Source organism: Paraburkholderia sp. GAS199 (assembly GCF_050436585.1).
Lineage (GTDB): Bacteria > Pseudomonadota > Gammaproteobacteria > Burkholderiales > Burkholderiaceae > Paraburkholderia.
In genome coordinates, this window is the sequence record NZ_JBNDMM010000009.1 from 337015 (window position 1) to 354702 (window position 17688).

Genomic DNA, 17688 nt, shown 5'->3' on the forward strand with positions numbered 1-17688 from the left:
GTGTGACGCGATTACTTGCCGAGCGACTTGTTCGCCTGGCTAGCGGCCGCGTTCAGTGCGTCCGCCGGTTTCGCCTTGCCGAGGTAGATAGATTGCATTGCATCGGTCACGGCCTTCGCGGTGTCTTCCCAGCCCGTGACGGTCGGTGCGAAGTGAGCCGTCGGCAGCAGTGCGACGAAAGCCTTGGTGTCAGGATCGTTGAACGCCGGGTCGCTCGCTTCGGCCTTGGTGGTCGGCAGGAAACCTTCGGTCGTCGTGAACTCGACGCGCGGTTCCTTCGTGAACAGATAGTCGAGGAACTTCCAGGCCGACTTCTTCACCTTGGAGTTCTTGAACATCACGATCGAGTCCGTCACCGCGTAGGTGGCGTGCGTCGTGCCCATCGGAATCGGATCGATGCCGTACTTCAGGTTCGGCGCTTCTTTCTTGATCTGCTTGGCGAGGAACGGTGCCGAGATCATCATGGCGACGCGGCCCTGCTTGAACAGGTTCTGCACGTCTTCACGGCTATAGCCGGTCACACCCGGTTGCGTCAGACCGTCGTCGATCAGCGTCTTGTACAGCGTCGCGGCCTTGATGCCGGCCGGCGAATTGAAGGCGGCCTTGCCGTCCTTGCCGACCACGTCGCCGCCGTTGGTCCACAGCGCGTAGTAATAGTAGACGTCGGTTTCGATTTCCTTGCCTTGCAGACCGAAGCCGGCCACGCCTTGCGCCTTCAGTTTCTTCGACGCGTCGATCACGTCGTTCCACGTTTTCGGGCCGTCGGGATAGCCGACCTTCGCGAGCAGATCCTTGTTGTAGTACAGGCCGCGAGCCGAAGCGGCGATCGGCAGACCATACACCTTGCCGTTGATTTCACCCGGCGCGAGGAACGGACCGATGAAGCGGCCCTTGAAGCTCGCGTCCATGTAGCCGTCGAGCGGCTCGGCCACGTCGTCCTTCACGAAGTCGAGCAGCCAGCGCGTGCCGACGATCGCGAGGTCGGCGTTGGCGCCGCCGGAGATGTCCGTTTGCAGCTTCTGTTGCAGCGTGTCCCAGTTCACGTCTTCGATCTTGATCGTCGTGCCGGGATTGGCCTTCTCGAAGTTGCGAGCCATCTTCTCGAAGTACGGCGCGGTTGCGTCGCTGTAGTGGGCGACGGTGACGCGGACCGTGTCGGCATGAGCCGCGACGGCGATACCTGCAAACGCGAGCGCCACGGCAACTTTGCCTAGCGCGAGGGAAGCACGGGCATGCAACGACATTCTCTCTCTCCTGTGTCGAACGGAATTTGCGTTTGAGCGCTTACTCCGGTCCCATCCTGACGATGGTGGGGTGGTCTGCTGCCGTCGCCGGCCGCTTGGGTTGAATTGTTTGTAAAAATCCTACATGACGCAAAATAGGTTGTCACGTAGGGTCTGCCATATTTTTTCTCGGGCGGTTTTGTGCATAAGATGCTGTAAAGCAGGGATATTCTGCGCGGCGAGAAGCAACGGATACCCAATCTTCGGGATGACTGACAAGAACCCGAAACTGCATTTGTAAGAAACTTACACGCTAGCTGGCGCTTTCAGGAACGAGGACGCAGATGAATCGTGTGGTGTTGGTGACAGGCGCGTGCGGCGGTATCGGCAGCGTCCTGTGCAAGCGTTTCGTGGATCAGGGCGACACCGTGCTCGCGCTCGATATCGACGCCGGCGCGCTCGGCGCGTTGACTTCGCAATTAGGTGAAGCGCAGGTCACGCCGGTTGCCGTCGATCTCGGCGACGCCGAAGCGGTGAAGCGCGCCGTGGCCGAAGCCGTCGACCGGCGCGGTCCAGTGGATGTGCTGGTCGCCAACGCGGGCGCGGCCGAGGGGCTGACGCTCGCCACCACCGACGCCGCCGCGTGGCAACGCGACATTCATCTGAACCTGAACGGCACGTATCACACGGTGGAAGCCGTGCGCGCCTCGATGATCGAGCGGCAGAAGGGCGCGCTGGTGCTGATCGGTTCCGTCAACGGTCTGGCCGCGCTCGGTCATCCGGCGTATAGCGCGGCGAAGGCGGGGCTGATCAGCTACACGAAGGCGCTCGCCATCGAACTCGGACGCTACGGCATTCGCGCGAACATCGTGTGTCCGGGTACCGTGAAGACGAAAGCCTGGCAGGCACGCGTCGACAAGAATCCGCAGGTTTTCGACGACCTGAAGAAATGGTATCCGCTGCGCGATTTCGCCACGCCCGACGACATCGCCGACGCCGTGCAGTTTCTGGCCTCGCCGATGGCGCGCGTGATCACCGGCGTGGTCTTGCCGGTGGACGGCGGATTGATGGCGGGCAACCGTCTGATGGCGGAAGAACTGACGCTCGAATCGCTGTGAGCGTCGCGGGCGCTAACGAACGTAGCAAAACAGGCAGCAGAGTAGGTGAGCGAGCGGGTCAACGAAGCACGACGATGAGGACAGCATGGCAGCAGTGCAACTGAGCGGCATCTTCAAACGCTATGGCGACACGCAAGTGGTGCACGGCATCGACCTCGATATCGACGACGGCGAGTTCGTCGTGCTGGTCGGGCCGTCCGGTTGCGGCAAGAGCACGCTGATGCGCATGGTGGCCGGGCTGGAAGAAATCAGCGGCGGCGATCTGATGATCGGCGGCACGCGCGCCAATACGCTCGCGCCGCAGCAGCGCAATATCTCGATGGTGTTCCAGAGTTACGCGCTCTACCCGCATCTGTCCGTCTACGAAAACATTGCGTTCGGGCCGCGCATTCGCAAGGAATCGTCGGCGAGTTTCAAGCCGCGTATCGAAGCCGCCGCGAAGATGCTGAATCTCGGCAGCTATCTGGACCGGTTGCCGCGCGCGCTGTCCGGCGGCCAGCGTCAACGCGTGGCGATGGGCCGGGCGGTGGTGCGCGAGCCGTCGCTGTTTCTGTTCGACGAACCGCTCTCCAATCTCGACGCCAAACTGCGCGTGCAGATGCGCACCGAGATCAAGGCGCTGCATCAACGGCTGAAGAACACGGTGATCTACGTCACGCACGATCAGATCGAAGCCATGACCATGGCCGACCGCATCGTGGTGATGAACGCCGGGCGTATCGAACAGGTGGGCCGGCCGCTCGATCTGTACGACCGTCCCGCGAATCTCTTCGTGGCGAGCTTCCTCGGCTCGCCGTCGATGAACTTCGCCGAAGGCGTTCTGGCGAATCGCGCGACGGGAACCGGCCATACGCTGAAGCTGAACGACGGCGGCGAGATCGTGCTCGAAAGCGTGCCAGCGTCTGCCAGCGTGGGCGCGAAGGTGACGCTGGGCGTGCGTCCCGAACACATCGAAACGATGGCCGCCACGCCGGACGCCACGCTCGCGGTCGAAGTCGTCGAGCCGACCGGCGCCGAGACGCATCTGTACGGAAAGATCGGCGGCAGTACGTGGTGCGTGACGACTCGCCAGCGCTCGAAAGTCGAACCCGGTCAGCAGGTTACGCTGCGTCTGCCGGCCGAGCATATTCATCTATTCGATACGGAGAGTGGACGCAGGCTGGTCTGAACCGCGTGTTGCCAGGCAGCAACGCGACGCGGATTCGTTTAACCCTTAAGGAACACTGGGTGTCCGCACCGAACCTGATCCCCCACATCCGCGGCGCTCTCACCAGTCTGCGGCCTGCCGAGCGCAAGGTCGCCGACATGGTGCTGAGCGACGTCGACTTCGCGATGCGCGCGAGCATCACCGAGCTTGCGCAGCGCGCCGAGGTGTCCGAGCCTTCCGTGACGCGGTTCTGTCGCGCGATCGGCGCGCACGGTCTGCGCGACTTCAAGATGCAACTCGCGCAGAGTGTGGCGGGCGGGATGCCTTACGCCTCCACGGCGGTCGCGCGCGACGACGACGTGCAGACGCTGATGGACAAGGTCGGCGAAGCGGCCATCGACGGCATCACGCACGCGCGCGGCGCGCTGGACCCGGCCGTGGTGGAGAGCGCGATTGCGGCGCTGTCCAGCGCGGGCCGGGTGTTCTTCTTCGGCGTCGGCTCGGGATCGGGGCTCGTCGCGCAGGATGCAGCCTTGCGCTTCCTGCGTCTCGACATCGCGGCCACCGCTTTCACGGACGGTCATCTGCAACGCCTCTACGCGGGCCTGATGGAACCGGGCGACGTCGCGTTCGCGATCTCGCATTCGGGCCGCAGCGTGGAAGTCAACGAAAGCATTCAGATCGCCAAGGAGCGCGGCGCCACCACCATCGCGCTGACCAATGTCGGCTCGCGGCTCGCGTGGCTGGTCGATATTCCCCTGCTGCTGCGCGTGCCGAGCCCGGTCGATCCCAATACGCCGGGCGTGTCCCGCCTCGTGCATCTGTGCATCATGGATGCGCTGGCGATCGGCGTGGCCTTGAAGGCCGGTCCGCAGACGCTCGAAAAGATGCGGCACGCGAAAGCGCGCCTGGCATCGCACGAACCGGAAGCGGCGCGGGATTGACGGCGTAGTTCATCAAGCCGCCGCGCCTCGATGGAAACGCCGGGTCGCTGTGCGACGTGCGACGCCCTCAACTCGCCGTCGCCATCCAGCCGAAACGGTGCGACAGGCGCGAGGCCGCCGCGCTCAAGGTTTGCGCCGGGCCGCCCGCGAGTTCGCTGTCGAAGCTGCCGCTCGGGCCCATCAGCGCGAGCACGAGACAGATGCTGCCGGTATGGTCGAGCACCGGCGCGGCGAGCGTGCTGATGCCGGGCACGGGCCGGCTCAATGCGGTGTCGATGCCGGCCGTGCGGATCTGCACGAGGCGCTGCGCGTAGGCGTCGCTCGCGCCGTTCGCGTGGCTGGCGGCGCCGGCAAGGCGCAGATGGTCCTGTTCGAGCAGACCGTTGCGGACGTCGTCGGCGACATAGGCGGCGAATACGCGGCCGATGGCCGTATTCACCAGCGACATCACCGTGCCGACCCGCAGGCTCACGTGCAGCGGCCGCGCCGCTTCTTCGAGCCGGACGACGGTCGGTCCGAGCGGACCGAGCACCGCCATCGCCACGCTCATGCCGGTCGACGCCGCCAGCTCCACCACTTCCGGTTCCGCTTCGCGCGCCGGCGACAAGCGCTGCAAACCGATCAGGCCGAGTTCTAGCGCGAGCGGCCCGGCTTCGAAACAGCCGGCGGCGTCGCGATTCAACAAGCCGGTTTTCAGCAGACTCACCAGATGCGGAAATGCCTTGGCCGGCGGCATGCCCGCTGCGGCCGCGAGGTCGCGCAGGCTCAAAGGACGCGCGGCCGCCGCCAGCGCCGTGAGCAATTCGCCCGTGCTGTCGAGCGACTGGATGCCGCGCTGCGGTTTCGTGTCGGTCGTGGATGGTTCGGGCGTGGAAGTCATGATGCGGAAGACGCCAGCAGGGAAGGGGCGGCGGCCAGCGCGGCGCCGATGTCGTGCGTTGCCGCGAGCAGCGCGCGGGCCGTCGGGCCGTCGGCGCTCACGTCGATCGAGCCCGTCGAGCCGATCACCGTGAGCGCGAGGCAGAGGCGTCCATCCGGATCGAGCACGGGCGCGCTCAGGCTGCTGATGCCGGGACTCGGCGCGTCGACGCTGCTTTCCAGGCCGCGCGCGCGGATCTCGCCCAACACCCGCGCGAAGGCGGCGCGTTCGTCCGGTGGCGTCATGGCTTCGTCCGCGCCGCCGGACTGGTTTGCCCACATGCGCGCCACGGCCTCATCGGACGAATAGGCGCAGAACACGCGTCCGGTCGAGGTGGCCGGCAGCGACATCACCGTGCCGACGTGCAGATTCACGTGCAGCGGAAAACCCGCGTGCTCATAGCGCACGATGGTCGGGCCTTGCGAGCCGGCAATACAGATCGCGACGCTGAAGCCGATCGCCTCGGCGAGCGCGACGACGCGCGGCACGGCGGCGCGAAACGCGGGCTGGCCCTCCAGATGCATGAGGCCGAGTCGCAACGAGAGCGGCCCCGGCTCGTAGCGTCCGGACAACTCGTCGCGCTTGATGAGACCGAGGCGGCTCAGGCTCACCAGATAGGCATGCGCTTGCCCCGGCGCAATCTGCGCGGCCGCGGCGAGGTCGGAGAGCGCCAGCGGACTGCGCGCCTGAGCGAGCGCCAGCAGCACGCGGCCGCCCACTTCGACACTCTGGATGCCGCGCTGGGTCTTGCCGCCCTCGGCGATCTCGCCGCCGGCCGCTTCCACGCCGCTGCCCGGTTTAGCTGCTTTCTTCACGCCCGCGCTCGTCCCGTTAAAAGGGTCCATGTTAGCCGAAGCGCCGCTCGCGACTGTGCGCTTCATGGTGTCATCTTAGAAGCTTTGAAATTTGCGTATAGCGATACATTTCGCTATTGACAAATAAACTGGCCAAGTCATAAGATGCATTCACCCCGACATACCGGTGCAGTCACAGAGTAAAAAACGGGGCGAGACATCCTCCAATACCGCCAGTCCGCGCCACGCGCAGCCGGCCGTCTCGCCTCACGTCCACATTTTTGAGGGAGACAAGCATGGCAAAGGCATTCGCATCCCAGGCCGATCTGGAAGTCAAAAAGGTCACGTGGACCCAGCTGTCCGAGAACGCCTACGCGTACACGGCCGAAGGCGATCCGAACTCGGGCGTGATCATCGGCGACGACGGCGTGCTGATCGTCGACACCACGGCCACGCCTGCCATGGCGCAAGACCTCATCGCGAAGATTCGCAGCGTCACCGACAAGCCGATCAAATACGTGGTGCTGTCGCACTATCACGCGGTCCGCGTGCTCGGCGCGTCGGCGTATTTCGAGGAAGGCGCGCAGGAAGTGATCGCGAGCCGCGGCACCTACGAGATGATCGTGGAGCGCGGCGAAGCGGACATGAAGTCGGAAATCGAGCGCTTTCCGCGTCTGTTCGCCGGCGTCGAGACGGTGCCCGGTCTGACGTGGCCGACCCTGGTGTTCGAGAAGGAAATGACGTTGTTCCTCGGCAAGCTCGAAGTGCGCATCGCGCATCTCGGCGCGGGTCATACGAAGGGCGATACGGTGGTGTGGCTGCCGTCGCAGAAAGTGCTGTTCTCGGGCGACCTGGTCGAATACGACGCAGCCTGTTATTGCGGCGACGCGCAACTCGCGCAATGGCCCACCACGCTCGAAGCATTGCGCGCGCTGAACGCTGAAAAACTGGTGCCGGGCCGCGGCCCCGCGCTGACGACGCCGGAAGACGTCAACAAGGGTCTCGACTACACGAAAGACTTCGTCACCACGCTCCTGCAGCAGGGCCGCGAAGCCGTCGAACAGAAGCTCGATCTGAAAGCCGCGATGGCGCACACGCGCAAGGCGATGGATCCGAAATTCGGTCAGGTGTTCATCTACGAACACTGCTTGCCGTTCGACGTGTCCCGCGCGTTCGACGAAGCCAGTGGCATCACGCATCCGCGCATCTGGACGGCGCAGCGTGACAAGGAAATGTGGGACGCGCTGCAAGCCTGATAGAAAAGTACGGATAGCCAGGCAGAGACGGACGGAGACACAAGATGAGCATCAACTACCAGACGCTGTCGTTCGAGTACCAGCCTTGCCGCAAGCAGAGCGCGCAAGGTACGGCGGACCAGGCGGCTTATCCCGTGATCGTGGTGGGCGCGGGGCCGGTGGGCCTCGCCACTGCAATCGATATCGCGCAGCAGGGCGTACCGGTCGTGCTGGTCGACGACGACTGTTCGCTCTCCACCGGTTCGCGGGCGATCTGCTTTTCCAAGCGCTCGCTCGATATTTTCGACCGGCTGGGCTGCGGGCAGCGCATGGTGGATAAGGGCATCAGCTGGAATGTCGGCAAGGTGTTCCTGAAAGACGAACTCGTCTACACGTTCAATCTGCAGCCGGAAGCGGGCCACCATCGGCCTGCTTTCATCAATCTCCAGCAGTACTATGTGGAAGGCTTTCTGCTCGAACGCGCGCAGGCCATGCCGAACCTGGAGATCCGCTGGAAAAGCAAAGTGGTCGGCGTGCAGCAGAACGGCACGCCGGGCACGAGCGAGGCGAGCGTCACGTTGAGCGTCGACACGCCGGACGGTCAGTACGCTTTGCGCGGACGCTACGTAGTGGCGGCCGACGGTTCGCGCAGTCCGATGCGCAATTTGATGGGACTCGACAGCAAAGGCGTCACCTTCAAGGATCGTTTCCTGATCGCCGACGTGAAGATGGAAGCGGAGTTTCCGACCGAACGCTGGTTCTGGTTCGACCCGCCGTTTCATCCGAATCAGTCGGTGCTGTTGCATCGTCAGCCGGACAACGTCTGGCGTATCGACTTCCAGTTAGGCTGGGACGCCGATCCCGTGCTCGAAAAAACACCTGAGCGCGTGATTCCGCGTGTGCGTGCCTTGCTGGGTCCGGACGCGAAATTCGAACTCGAATGGGTCAGCGTCTATACGTTTTCGTGTTTGCGCATGGATCGCTTCCGGCACGGCAACGTGCTGTTCGCGGGCGATTCGGCGCATGGCGTGTCGCCTTTCGGCGCGCGTGGTGCCAATAGCGGCGTGCAGGATGCGGAAAATCTCGCGTGGAAACTCGCGATGGTGCTCGAAGGCCGGGCATCGGACGCGCTGCTCGACACGTATGCGAGCGAACGCGAGTTCGCCGCGGACGAGAACATCCGCAACTCCACTCGCTCCACCGATTTCATCACGCCGAAGAGCCCGGTGAGCCGCGTGTTTCGCGACGCCGTGCTGAAGCTCGCGCGTCATCATCCGTTTGCGCGGCAACTCACGAACAGCGGGCGTCTCTCCGTGCCGGCGGTATTGCGCGATTCGCCGCTGAATACTTCGGACGCCGATCGATTCGAAGGGGCGATGGTGCCGGGCGCTTCGTGTGTCGATGCGCCGGTGCGGGTGGCGGGCGAGGCGGCGTGGTTGTTGCCGCAACTCGGGCAGCAGTTCACCGGCGTCCTGTTCTGCGGCGATCAAACGCCGGACGCCGCCACGCAAGCGGCCTTGCGCGACATCGGCAAGGGTCCGATTCCGTTGAAGCTGGTACTGGTGACGAACGACGCCACGCAGCAGGTGGACGTGCCAGGCGCCGTCATGGCGCACGACACCGAAGGTCTTGCCGCTGCGCGCTACGACGGCCGCCCCGGCACGTTCTATTTGCTGCGTCCGGACCAGCATGTCTGCGCGCGCTGGCGGAGCGTGGACGCAAACGCCGTGGAGCGCGCGCTGAAACGCGCATTGTGTGTCGAAGGAACGGCCTGAATGCCGGCCGCGTTTCGAACCCGGCACGCCTGATTGCAGCAGAAAAAATAGCAGGAGACAGACATGGCCTTGAACACCCAACCTAATCTCGCGCGTCCCGACGATTTCTACGAGGCGCTGATCGACATGCATCGCGATCTGGACGACGCGCAGAGTCAGTCGGCGAATGCGCAACTGATTCTGCTGCTCGCCAATCATATCGGCGACCACGCCGTTTTACTCGACGCCATGCGCTTCGCGCGCGAAGGCGTGACGAGCGCGGTGGGACAAGACGTTGCCGGCGGCGCCGATTTACATCCGCTCGCAGCCTGAAACGTGCGGGTCGAATAAAACGCCTCACGCGCGGGGCCATTCGAGCCTCGCGCACACACCGCGGCATGCGGCGCATTTCGTGCGCGGCGTGCCGTTCCAGTAGCAATCGACAACGCGGCGCATCAAGACGCCGGACCCCGGCGGGTCCGCTGGACCCTCACGTTTGGAGATAACCGATGAGCCAATCCCTCGCCTCTGCGCTCGAGCCGGGCGCATCCGCTGCTGCGTACGACGATCTGCTGTATCGCAAAGTCTCTTTGCGGATCATTCCGTTTCTGTTTCTCTGTTACGTGGTGTCGTTTCTCGACCGCATCAATATCGGCTTCGCGCAATTGCAGATGAAGCACGATCTCGGCTTCAGCGACGCCATGTACGGTTTGGGCGCCGCGGTGTTCTACGTGGGCTATGTGCTGTGCGAAGTGCCGAGCAACATGCTGCTCGCGCGCTTCGGTGCGCGCCGCACTTTTACGCGGATCATGCTGCTGTGGGGCATTGCCTCGGTCGGCATGATGCTGGTGGCGAAACCCACGCACTTTTATATTTTGCGCTTCCTGCTCGGCGTATTCGAAGCGGGCTTTTTCCCCGGCATCGTGCTGTATCTCACCTACTGGTATCCGGCGCGGCGTCGCGCGGCGGTGCTGTCGATCTTCTTCGCGGGGGTGGCGGTGGCGGGCGTGCTCGGCGGTCTCGTCTCCGGCTGGATCATGCGCGACATGGGCGGCGTGATGGGCATGTTCGGCTGGCAATGGATGTTCGTGATCGAAGGCGCGCCGGCCATCGTGCTCGGCCTGCTGGCATCGTTCTATCTCGTGGACGGTCCGCAGCACGCCAACTGGTTGAACCCGGCGGAGAAAGCGCATTTGATCGCGCAGCGCGACGAGGCGCGCCGCGCTTCGTCGAATGCCCATTCCTCGCATGCATTGAAGCAGGCGTTGCGCAATCCGCGTGTCTATCTGTTCGCCTTCATCTATTTCTCGCTCACGTGCGCCTCGTTGACGCTGAACTTCTGGATGCCCTTGATGATTCGCGACTTCGGCATTCACGACGTGCTGGCGATCAGTCTGTACACGGTGATTCCGAACGCTGTTGGCGCGGTGGGGCTGATTCTGATCGCGCGCAATTCGGATCGTCGCGGCGAGCGGCGCCGGCATTTCGCCGTGTGCACGATCGGCGGCGGCGTTGCGTTGTCGCTGCTTACGTTGCATCTGAGCAGCTTCCCGGTGATGCTCGCGATTCTCTCGCTGGCCGCGGTGCTGATTTTCGCCGCGTTGCCGATCTTCTGGACCGTGCCGTCGAGCTATCTGTCGGGCACCGTGGCGGCGGCCGGCATCGCGCTCATCAGCAGTATCGGCATTACCAGTGGGATCGTGAGTCCGTGGGTGATCGGGCTCATCAAGACGCACACGGGCAGCATGGATAACGCGCTGTATCTGCTGACGGCTTTGCTGTTCGTCAGCGGCGTGGCGCTGCTGCGCGGCGTGCCGAAAGACGCATGAGTCATCCGCGCGCCGCTGACGCTTGAAACGTGTCGGGCAGCAGATCGGGTAGAGTCGCGTTTAACTATTCCGCGCCCTAGCGTGTCCGCCCGAAGCTCGTCATGCCCATTGTCGACCCTGTTCTGATCTCGCATGACGGCCCGCCCGACATTTCCGTGTGGCGGGTCGATATTCCACTTGCGGCGTCGCTGACGGACACGGCATTCTCATCGCTCAGCAGCGACGAGCGCGCACGCGCGCAGGCATTCCGTCGCCATGAAGACGCGCTGCGTTTCGCCACGGTCCGCGCCGCGCTGCGCGAGCGCCTTGCCGCGCGACTCGATATCGAACCGCACGCCGTGCGTTTTGCACTCGACGCCAATCGACGGCCGCACCTTGCCGATTCCACGTCGCTCGATTTCAACGTCTCGCATGCGGGCGCGCACGGCGTCGTGGCGATGTCGGCGCTGAGGCGCGTGGGTGTCGATATCGAAGCATGCAGCGACCGATTCGACTGGCGCTCGATCACGACGCTGACGCTCGCCGCCGACGAAGCCGCGTGGATCGAATGCCTTGCCATGCCATCGCGTGCGGCCGCGTTTTACGACGCATGGGTGGCGAAAGAAGCGCTCGTGAAAACCACGGGCGTGGGTATCGCGCGAGGGTTGCAGCATCTGAGCGTGCTGCCGCGCGAGAGCACGGCGTTCTGGTTGCGCGCTCACGTGCCCGAAGGGATGCGCGACCTGCAGGGCTGCTGGCTGCCCGCGCCGCAAACTTACGCCGCCGGACTTGCCTGGTCTGCCAGCGCACCGCGCCAGGCGTGTTGCGATAGCGCCTTCGGCCAGCCGATAGCGTAGACGCGCGTCACCGGCTGGGCGAGCGCGACGGCGGCACGCACCTTGCCCGCCATCGGCACGTCGAGCAGATGCCAGCGGCCATGCTGGGCCAGATCGTAGCCACACCATGCGCTGTCGTTGTTAAACAGATCGGGGTCGATGTCGTTTGGTGCGTAACGCAGCGCGTTGCACAGGCTCATATAGCGGGCGCGGCGGCGTTCGCCGTCGAGTGCCGGCAGGTCGGCGGCGATCCCCGGCGCAGGCACGGTGACGCCCAGTCCGAGCGTTGTCGCCGATACGCCGATCACGATCCAGATGCCGCCATAGGCGATGTCGAGCGCGAGGCCGCGGCCGTCGCGTGGATGACGCGCGCGTAGCTTTTCGTTGCCGTCGTCGTGCAGATCGACATCGGACGGCTGGCACCCGAACAGGTTAGCGACGATCCAGCGCGCCACCACACGAGCACTCACGAAGCGTTTGCGCAACGCGGCGTTGGGATGCAGCCGCGCGCGTTCGCGCTCGCCCTTCGAAAGCCACGTGTCGCCTTCCTGAACCGGCACCGGCAACCACTCGCAACGGAAGCGCCACAGATGCAGGTCGCCCGCACGCGGCACGCCGAGGTTGTGCGGAAAACGTCGCGTAAGCGGGCTCGAAACGAATTCGGGCGCCGCCATGGCAACGACGCTGGTCGGCACCCATTGCGCTTCGCGGGGAGGTTCGGAAGCGTCGGCGCGTTCGAGCGCGCGCGGCGAGCCGGAATAGGCGAGTTCCATCGGCATACGCTGGCGTCCTCAGTGCATGTACGTGACGCGGCGCGCCTGCACGTCGAGTTCGAGTCCCGCGTCGAGCAGATCGATGGCGAACCAGCGGATCAGTTTGAGCACGCCGCTGACAGCCGGCGCGGGCAACCATTCGCTCAACATGCGCAGCGCGGCGCCGCTATGGGTTTTTTGCAGCAGCGCAATGGTTTGCAGAATCACGGCTTCGTCCTTGCCGAGATCGCTCGCGCAGCGGCAGCGCATGTCGAGCGGACGATACGAGACGTGCATCAGCGAACGCATCAGCAGATCGAAATGTTCGATACCGTCCTGGCGCAAACCGATGCCGCTGAGAATGTCGCGCCAGTTCACCCCGCCGCGCGCCGACTCGCACGCCGGCCGCAGCCACGTGCGAACCGCGCTCAGCACGGTGCGGTCGGAGGAATCGGTGGTGTCGGTCAGATGGTCGTCGATCAGTTCGGGACGGCTGCTGTGTTGAGAGCGGAAGTTCATCGAGGCTCCTGGGTGGACACGGTCCAATGAGTCGCGCCGGCCTGATGGAAGAGTGCCGCGTCGCAGGCCAGCGCTTGTCGCTTGCGACGGATGGGCGATGACGCAGAGTGCGCGTCAGTTTTTCGCGGACGATTTCGCGGACGGCAACGGCTGCCATTCGCGCACATGTTCGCGACGCGGCGGACGCTCGACCTGCTGACCGCGCGTCTTCGGCGTGCCGACGAAAAGAAAGCCGAGCAACCGTTCGTTCGATGCAAAGCCGAGTGCGTCGTGCAGTTCTGCGGTATAGCTGTCCGGTCCGGTGGACCAGAATCCGCCGTAGCCGAGCGCGTGAATGGCGTTGAGCATGTTCATGGCGGCCGCGCCGACCGACAGCAATTGCTCGACTTCCGGCACTTTCGGATGCGTCACGACGGCCGCGCCGAGCGCGATCACCAGCGGCGCGGCAAATGCTTTTTGCCGCCGATGCGCGTGAGCCGAGCGCGGTTCGTCCGGCGAGCGTGCCGAGGCGAGATCCACCAGCACGTCGCCGAGCGCGCCGCGTGCGTCGCCGCGAATCGTGACGAAACGCCATGGCCGCAGGTTGCCGTGATCGGGCGCGCGCAACGCGGCGTCGATGATCAGATCGAGTTCGGCGTCCGCCGGACCCGGCTCGGTGAGCGGCCACTGAGACTCGCGCGACAGCAGCATCTCCAGCGCGGCGGCCGCCCTGGGTTCCGGTGCGGCCAGCGCCGAAGCTTCTCGTTCGATGTCGGGGCGGCTGATGTCTAGCGTGGTCATGATGGTCGGGATTGCCGTGATTGCATGGACTCAATCATGAGCGATTTTCCATGTAAATGCAAATCATTCGCATTTACATGCATTATTCATAGCGTGGCGACTGAGTGCGGGGAACCGGAAAGCGCCGCTGCATAAAGGTTTCGTCCGACGTTGCTAGCGTTAATGCAACTAACCGTCAACCGCCTAAGCCGTCCCCAGATATGATGACGAAGCGCGCCGGCAAGCCCTGGCGCAACCCGCGCGCATCGCTCAATCACGCCACGCTTATGCCGACAGAACAGATCGACGCCGCCCCGAATCTCGCCTCCAGCGCTGCGGCGCAACGCTGGCCGACCTTGTTGCTGGCCGCCGCGCTGTCGCTGGGCAGCGCCATCGCGCTGGGACTCGCGCGCTTTGCCTACGCGCTGCTGTTGCCCGCGATGAAGCTCGATCTCGGCTGGAGCTTCGCTCAGGCCGGCGCGATGAATACGGCCAACGCGCTCGGTTATCTGCTCGGCGCGCTCGCCTTTCCGCCGCTCGCGCGACGCTGGTCGGCGGGCACGTTGTTCAACGTGGGCTGCGCGGCAACCGCATTGCTGATGGCGGCCAGCGGCCTGCTCGCCGACACGCACTCGCTGCTCGTCTTACGCGTGATCACCGGTGCGAGCAGCGCGGCGATCTTCATCAGCGGCGGCGTGCTGGCGGCGCGTCTCGCCTCGGCGAGACCGCACGACGCAGGCCTCGTGCTCGGCCTCTATTACGGCGGCACGGGATGGGGCATCGTGGCGTCATCGGTGCTGGTTCCCGTGACGATTCTCGACGCCGCGCACGGCTGGCAATTCGCGTGGTTCGCTTTGGCTGCGGCCTGCGCCGTGTTCGCCGCGGTGGCCATCGGCGCCGCGCGCAAAATCGAAAGCGTGCACGCGAGTCCAGTGTCGAACGCTCACGCCACGCAGACGACCGACGCGCCGCGCTGGCCGCGTTTCGTCCCGGCGTTGGCGGGCTATACGCTGTTCGGCGTGGGCTATATCGGCTACATGACTTTCATCGTCGCGCTGCTGCGCAACGCCGGCATGAGCGCGACCATCGTGACCGCCTTTTACATGCTGCTCGGCGTGGCGACGGTGGTGTCGGCGCGCGTCTGGTCGGGTTTGCTGGATCGGATGCGCGGCGGCCAGGCGCTGGCCGTGCTCAACGCGCTCCTCGCCGTCGCGACACTGCTGCCCGCGCTCTTCACGCAGCCGTGGGTGGCGTTTGTTTCGGGCGCGTTATTCGGCGCGACGTTCCTCTCGGCGGTGGCGTCGACCACGGCATTCGTGCGTCACAACCTGCCGGCGAGTCATTGGGCCAAGGGCATCAGCGCCTTCACGATCGTGTTCGCGTTCGGGCAGATCGTCGGACCCATGGTGATCGGCTGGGTATCGGACGGCTCGGGTCTCGCGCGCGGGCTGGTTTATTCCGCGCTGCTGCTCGGCGCCGGCGCGGTGCTGGCGGCGTGTCAGAAGCCATTGCGCGCCGTCTCCTGACGCAGCCGGGCGCGCCACACCTGTTGCGCGCGCTACACCTGCACCGACGGAATGCTCTTCATGCAGCGCAGCGCGAACATCGAGCGGCTGTGCCGGATGCCGTGAATCTTGTAGAGCTTTTCGCGTAGAAAACGCTCGTAACCGGCGGTGCCGTCCACCGCGACCTTCACCAGATAATCGTAATCGCCGGAGACGAGATAGGCCTCCAGCACTTCGGTGAGCGTCGCCAGTTCGGCGCCGAAGCGGGCGAGCGCGTCGTCGTCGTGACGGTCGAGCGTGACTTCGAGCAGCACCACGTCGGCAAAGCCGAGTTTCTGCTGGTCGAGCAGCGCGACGTAGCCGCGAATATAGCCCTCGGTTTCCAGCTGACGCGTGCGGTTCCAGCACGCCGTGGTCGACATGCCGACCAGTTCCGCGAGTTCCGCGTTGCTCAAACGGGCATTCTTTTGTAATTCCCGCAAAATCTTACGGTCCTGATTGTCCAGTGGACGATTTCGAGCTGTCATGGCCTTGTCGGAAGCTTGTTCTGGTATTAGCCATATTAACGGAATATCGTCCCGACTATCCGGTAATCGGGGCGCGTATCAGGAAGCCTATCCAGCCAGCGTCCCGGTATATTTTCAGGGTGCATTTCTGCCCGGGACAACCGTCCGGGCCGCCGGCTCAGGCCAGCGGTCTCGCGCGGCCACAAGCTGCCCCCGGAGTCCCGCCGCTCTCACCGCCGAGCGGCACGCGCGGGCGAATTCCGGAATGACCCTTCCGGAAGACGCGCTCGCCGGGCAGCGTGCATGTTGCTCGCGTCCTCGTGAACAAGACACACAAAAAAAGAAGACGCCGCGCATGCGGGCGTCTCAGGACGCGCGGCCGTGAATGCGGGCCGCGACGCAAGGAACCAGTTTTTTGATGGACTGCTGATCGATCTGACGTGAAAAACGGTGCAGAAAGATCAATGGAAAATGAGGTACAGAATGACCAGAACGATCAGCGGTACGCCAAGAAGCCAGCCGAGAAGGTAGGGCATGGTGTTATCTCCTATCGTGAAGTCGTGATGAAGTATCAGTGCCCCTTCTTCTAAGCATCGCGCGTGCCTGAGCCGGAAAAATGCGCTAAGGCAAGTTCTCCCGCAGCACGATGCTGAATTGCACCGGTTTCACTTCATTCAACGCGTCGCGTTTTTCCCGTACGTTCCTGAAGATGCGCAAGCAGTTGCCGACCATGGCCTGCGGCGTTTGCGTGATCAACGCATCCATGGTGCCGTCGATCAGAAGACCTCGCGTATCCGGTGTCAAACCATGTCCGACGAATAGAATTTTCTGTTCCGCGCGCGCCTCGACGATGGCGCGCGCCACGCCGTCCGATCCACCACCGCTGTTGTAAATCCCGGCGAGATCCGGATGCTGCTCGAGCAGCTTGCGCGTCTGCACGTAGTTGCGTTCGCTGTCGTCGTGTCCTTCGCGCAAGCCGATTACGCGCACCTGCGGAAACGTCGATTCGATCAGATGAAGAAAGCCGATCTCGCGCTCTTCGTGTCCGCGATAGTTGAGACTGCCGGCAAGCATGGCGATCTTGCCGCTTGGGCGCGGTCCCATGAAGCGTCCGAGCAGCAGGGCGGCCGTGCGTCCGGCGGAGCGATTGTCGATGCCCACGTAAGCGAGCCGCCGCGAATTCGACAGATCGGAAATCAGCGTGACGGCGGGGACGCCGTGTTCGGCGAGCGTGTTGACCGCGTCGCGCACCACGGGGTGTTCGAGCGCCATGAACACGACGCCATCCGCGCGCTGTCCGTAATGCAACAGACGGTCGGCGAGTTCCTTGGGATTGAAACTCTCCACGTAGTGCACGCGGCATTTCATGTCCAGCTGATTCCACTGCGCGTGAGCGAAGTCGATGTAGTCGCCGAGCATGTGCAGATAACGATTGGTGCCGGCCGGCAACAGAAACGCGATGCGCATGGGACGCGCAGCCTGCGCAACGGGCGCTTCCTGATTCAGCACATAGCCCAGTTGCGCGGCGGCCTGCATGACGCGCTGTGCGGTAACGGCGCGCACACCCTCGCGGCCGTTCAGCACGCGGTCGACCGTGGCGGTGGACACGCCGGCCGCGCGTGCGATGTCGGGAATGCGCGCGCGGGCGGCCGCGCTGGAGGAAACCGGTTCGGACATAGCCGTCCTTCGCAGAGGTGAAGTCCATCAAAAACCATCAGATTCGCGGTTTGACAGCTATTACCGCGGACGCCTAGTCTTGCAGCTATCCACACGACGGTTCACCGGCCGCAAAGACTCAAAACACGCAGGCGAAGGCGTTACTTGAGACGGGTGATGGTTTTTGATGGATTCGACAGTCACATCAATTAT

General features: G+C 64.2%; 17 protein-coding genes. 9 read left to right on the top strand and 8 right to left on the bottom strand.

The annotated features are described in order from the left end of the window. Positions 1-11 precede the first annotated feature (11 nt). Positions 12-1244 (bottom strand): ABC transporter substrate-binding protein, encoded by a 1233-nt coding sequence (locus P3T18_RS30755; RefSeq protein WP_429303725.1) that lies wholly within the window; start codon positions 1242-1244, stop codon positions 12-14. Positions 1245-1567: 323 nt separating this feature from the next. On the opposite strand from P3T18_RS30755, the gene P3T18_RS30760 reads away from it, so the two are divergent. From P3T18_RS30760 to P3T18_RS30770, 3 genes are all read left to right on the top strand, one after another. After that, positions 1568-2341 carry an SDR family oxidoreductase gene (locus P3T18_RS30760; protein ID WP_429303726.1) on the top strand — a complete coding sequence of 258 codons (774 nt, stop codon included), beginning with the start codon at positions 1568-1570 and terminating at the stop codon, positions 2339-2341. Positions 2342-2426: 85 nt separating this feature from the next. After that, positions 2427-3509, top strand: a complete 1083-nt coding sequence (locus tag P3T18_RS30765) for an ABC transporter ATP-binding protein (RefSeq protein WP_429303727.1) — start codon at positions 2427-2429, stop codon at positions 3507-3509. A 59-nt stretch (positions 3510-3568) separates the two neighbouring features. Then, entirely contained in the window at positions 3569-4432 is an 864-nt protein-coding gene (locus P3T18_RS30770; protein WP_429303728.1) for a MurR/RpiR family transcriptional regulator, read from the top strand. Between the two features lie 67 nt (positions 4433-4499). Here the strand turns inward: P3T18_RS30770 and P3T18_RS30775 are convergent, their stop codons facing one another. Beyond that, positions 4500-5312, bottom strand: coding sequence for an IclR family transcriptional regulator (locus tag P3T18_RS30775; protein ID WP_429303729.1), 813 nt, complete (start codon positions 5310-5312; stop codon positions 4500-4502). Next, complete coding sequence (locus tag P3T18_RS30780; RefSeq protein ID WP_429303766.1) at positions 5309-6196, bottom strand: IclR family transcriptional regulator; 888 nt, start codon at positions 6194-6196, stop codon at positions 5309-5311. Before P3T18_RS30780 ends, P3T18_RS30775 begins: the two co-directional genes overlap by 4 nt. 245 nt (positions 6197-6441) lie before the next feature. On the opposite strand from P3T18_RS30780, the gene P3T18_RS30785 reads away from it, so the two are divergent. The 5 genes from P3T18_RS30785 (at position 6442) to P3T18_RS30805 (ending at position 11799) form a co-directional block, all read left to right on the top strand. Continuing rightward, positions 6442-7401, top strand: coding sequence for an MBL fold metallo-hydrolase (locus P3T18_RS30785; protein ID WP_429303730.1), 960 nt, complete (start codon positions 6442-6444; stop codon positions 7399-7401). Between the two features lie 44 nt (positions 7402-7445). Beyond that, on the top strand, positions 7446-9155 hold the full coding sequence (locus P3T18_RS30790) for an FAD-dependent oxidoreductase (RefSeq protein ID WP_429303731.1): 1710 nt from the start codon (positions 7446-7448) through the stop codon (positions 9153-9155). Positions 9156-9218: 63 nt separating this feature from the next. Next, a complete protein-coding gene (locus tag P3T18_RS30795) occupies positions 9219-9467 on the top strand; it encodes a DUF2783 domain-containing protein (RefSeq protein ID WP_429303732.1) in 249 nt (82 codons plus the stop codon). Between the two features lie 176 nt (positions 9468-9643). After that, positions 9644-10963 (top strand): MFS transporter, encoded by a 1320-nt coding sequence (locus tag P3T18_RS30800; RefSeq protein WP_429303733.1) that lies wholly within the window; start codon positions 9644-9646, stop codon positions 10961-10963. Between the two features lie 101 nt (positions 10964-11064). Then, complete coding sequence (locus P3T18_RS30805) at positions 11065-11799, top strand: 4'-phosphopantetheinyl transferase family protein (RefSeq protein ID WP_429303734.1); 735 nt, start codon at positions 11065-11067, stop codon at positions 11797-11799. Here P3T18_RS30805 and P3T18_RS30810 read toward each other — a convergent pair. The 3 genes from P3T18_RS30810 to P3T18_RS30820 all read right to left on the bottom strand — a co-directional run bounded on the left by P3T18_RS30810 (position 11718) and on the right by P3T18_RS30820 (position 13829). Beyond that, a complete protein-coding gene (locus P3T18_RS30810) occupies positions 11718-12557 on the bottom strand; it encodes a hypothetical protein (RefSeq protein WP_429303735.1) in 840 nt (279 codons plus the stop codon). The genes P3T18_RS30805 and P3T18_RS30810 overlap by 82 nt on opposite strands. Positions 12558-12569: 12 nt before the next feature. Beyond that, a complete protein-coding gene (locus tag P3T18_RS30815) occupies positions 12570-13049 on the bottom strand; it encodes a hypothetical protein (protein ID WP_429303736.1) in 480 nt (159 codons plus the stop codon). Between the two features lie 114 nt (positions 13050-13163). After that, the gene (locus P3T18_RS30820; protein ID WP_429303737.1) at positions 13164-13829 is read right to left on the bottom strand and encodes a nitroreductase family protein; all 666 of its coding nucleotides are present in this window, start codon (positions 13827-13829) and stop codon (positions 13164-13166) included. Between the two features lie 266 nt (positions 13830-14095). Between P3T18_RS30820 and P3T18_RS30825 the strand changes: the two genes are divergently transcribed. Next, positions 14096-15334 (top strand): YbfB/YjiJ family MFS transporter, encoded by a 1239-nt coding sequence (locus P3T18_RS30825; protein WP_429303767.1) that lies wholly within the window; start codon positions 14096-14098, stop codon positions 15332-15334. A gap of 32 nt (positions 15335-15366) precedes the next feature. Here the strand turns inward: P3T18_RS30825 and P3T18_RS30830 are convergent, their stop codons facing one another. Together P3T18_RS30830 and P3T18_RS30835 are read right to left on the bottom strand one after the other, a co-directional pair. Then, entirely contained in the window at positions 15367-15840 is a 474-nt protein-coding gene (locus P3T18_RS30830; protein ID WP_429303738.1) for an Lrp/AsnC family transcriptional regulator, read from the bottom strand. 600 nt (positions 15841-16440) lie between these two features. Further along, positions 16441-17496 carry a LacI family DNA-binding transcriptional regulator gene (locus tag P3T18_RS30835; protein ID WP_429303739.1) on the bottom strand — a complete coding sequence of 352 codons (1056 nt, stop codon included), beginning with the start codon at positions 17494-17496 and terminating at the stop codon, positions 16441-16443. Positions 17497-17688: the final 192 nt, after the last annotated feature.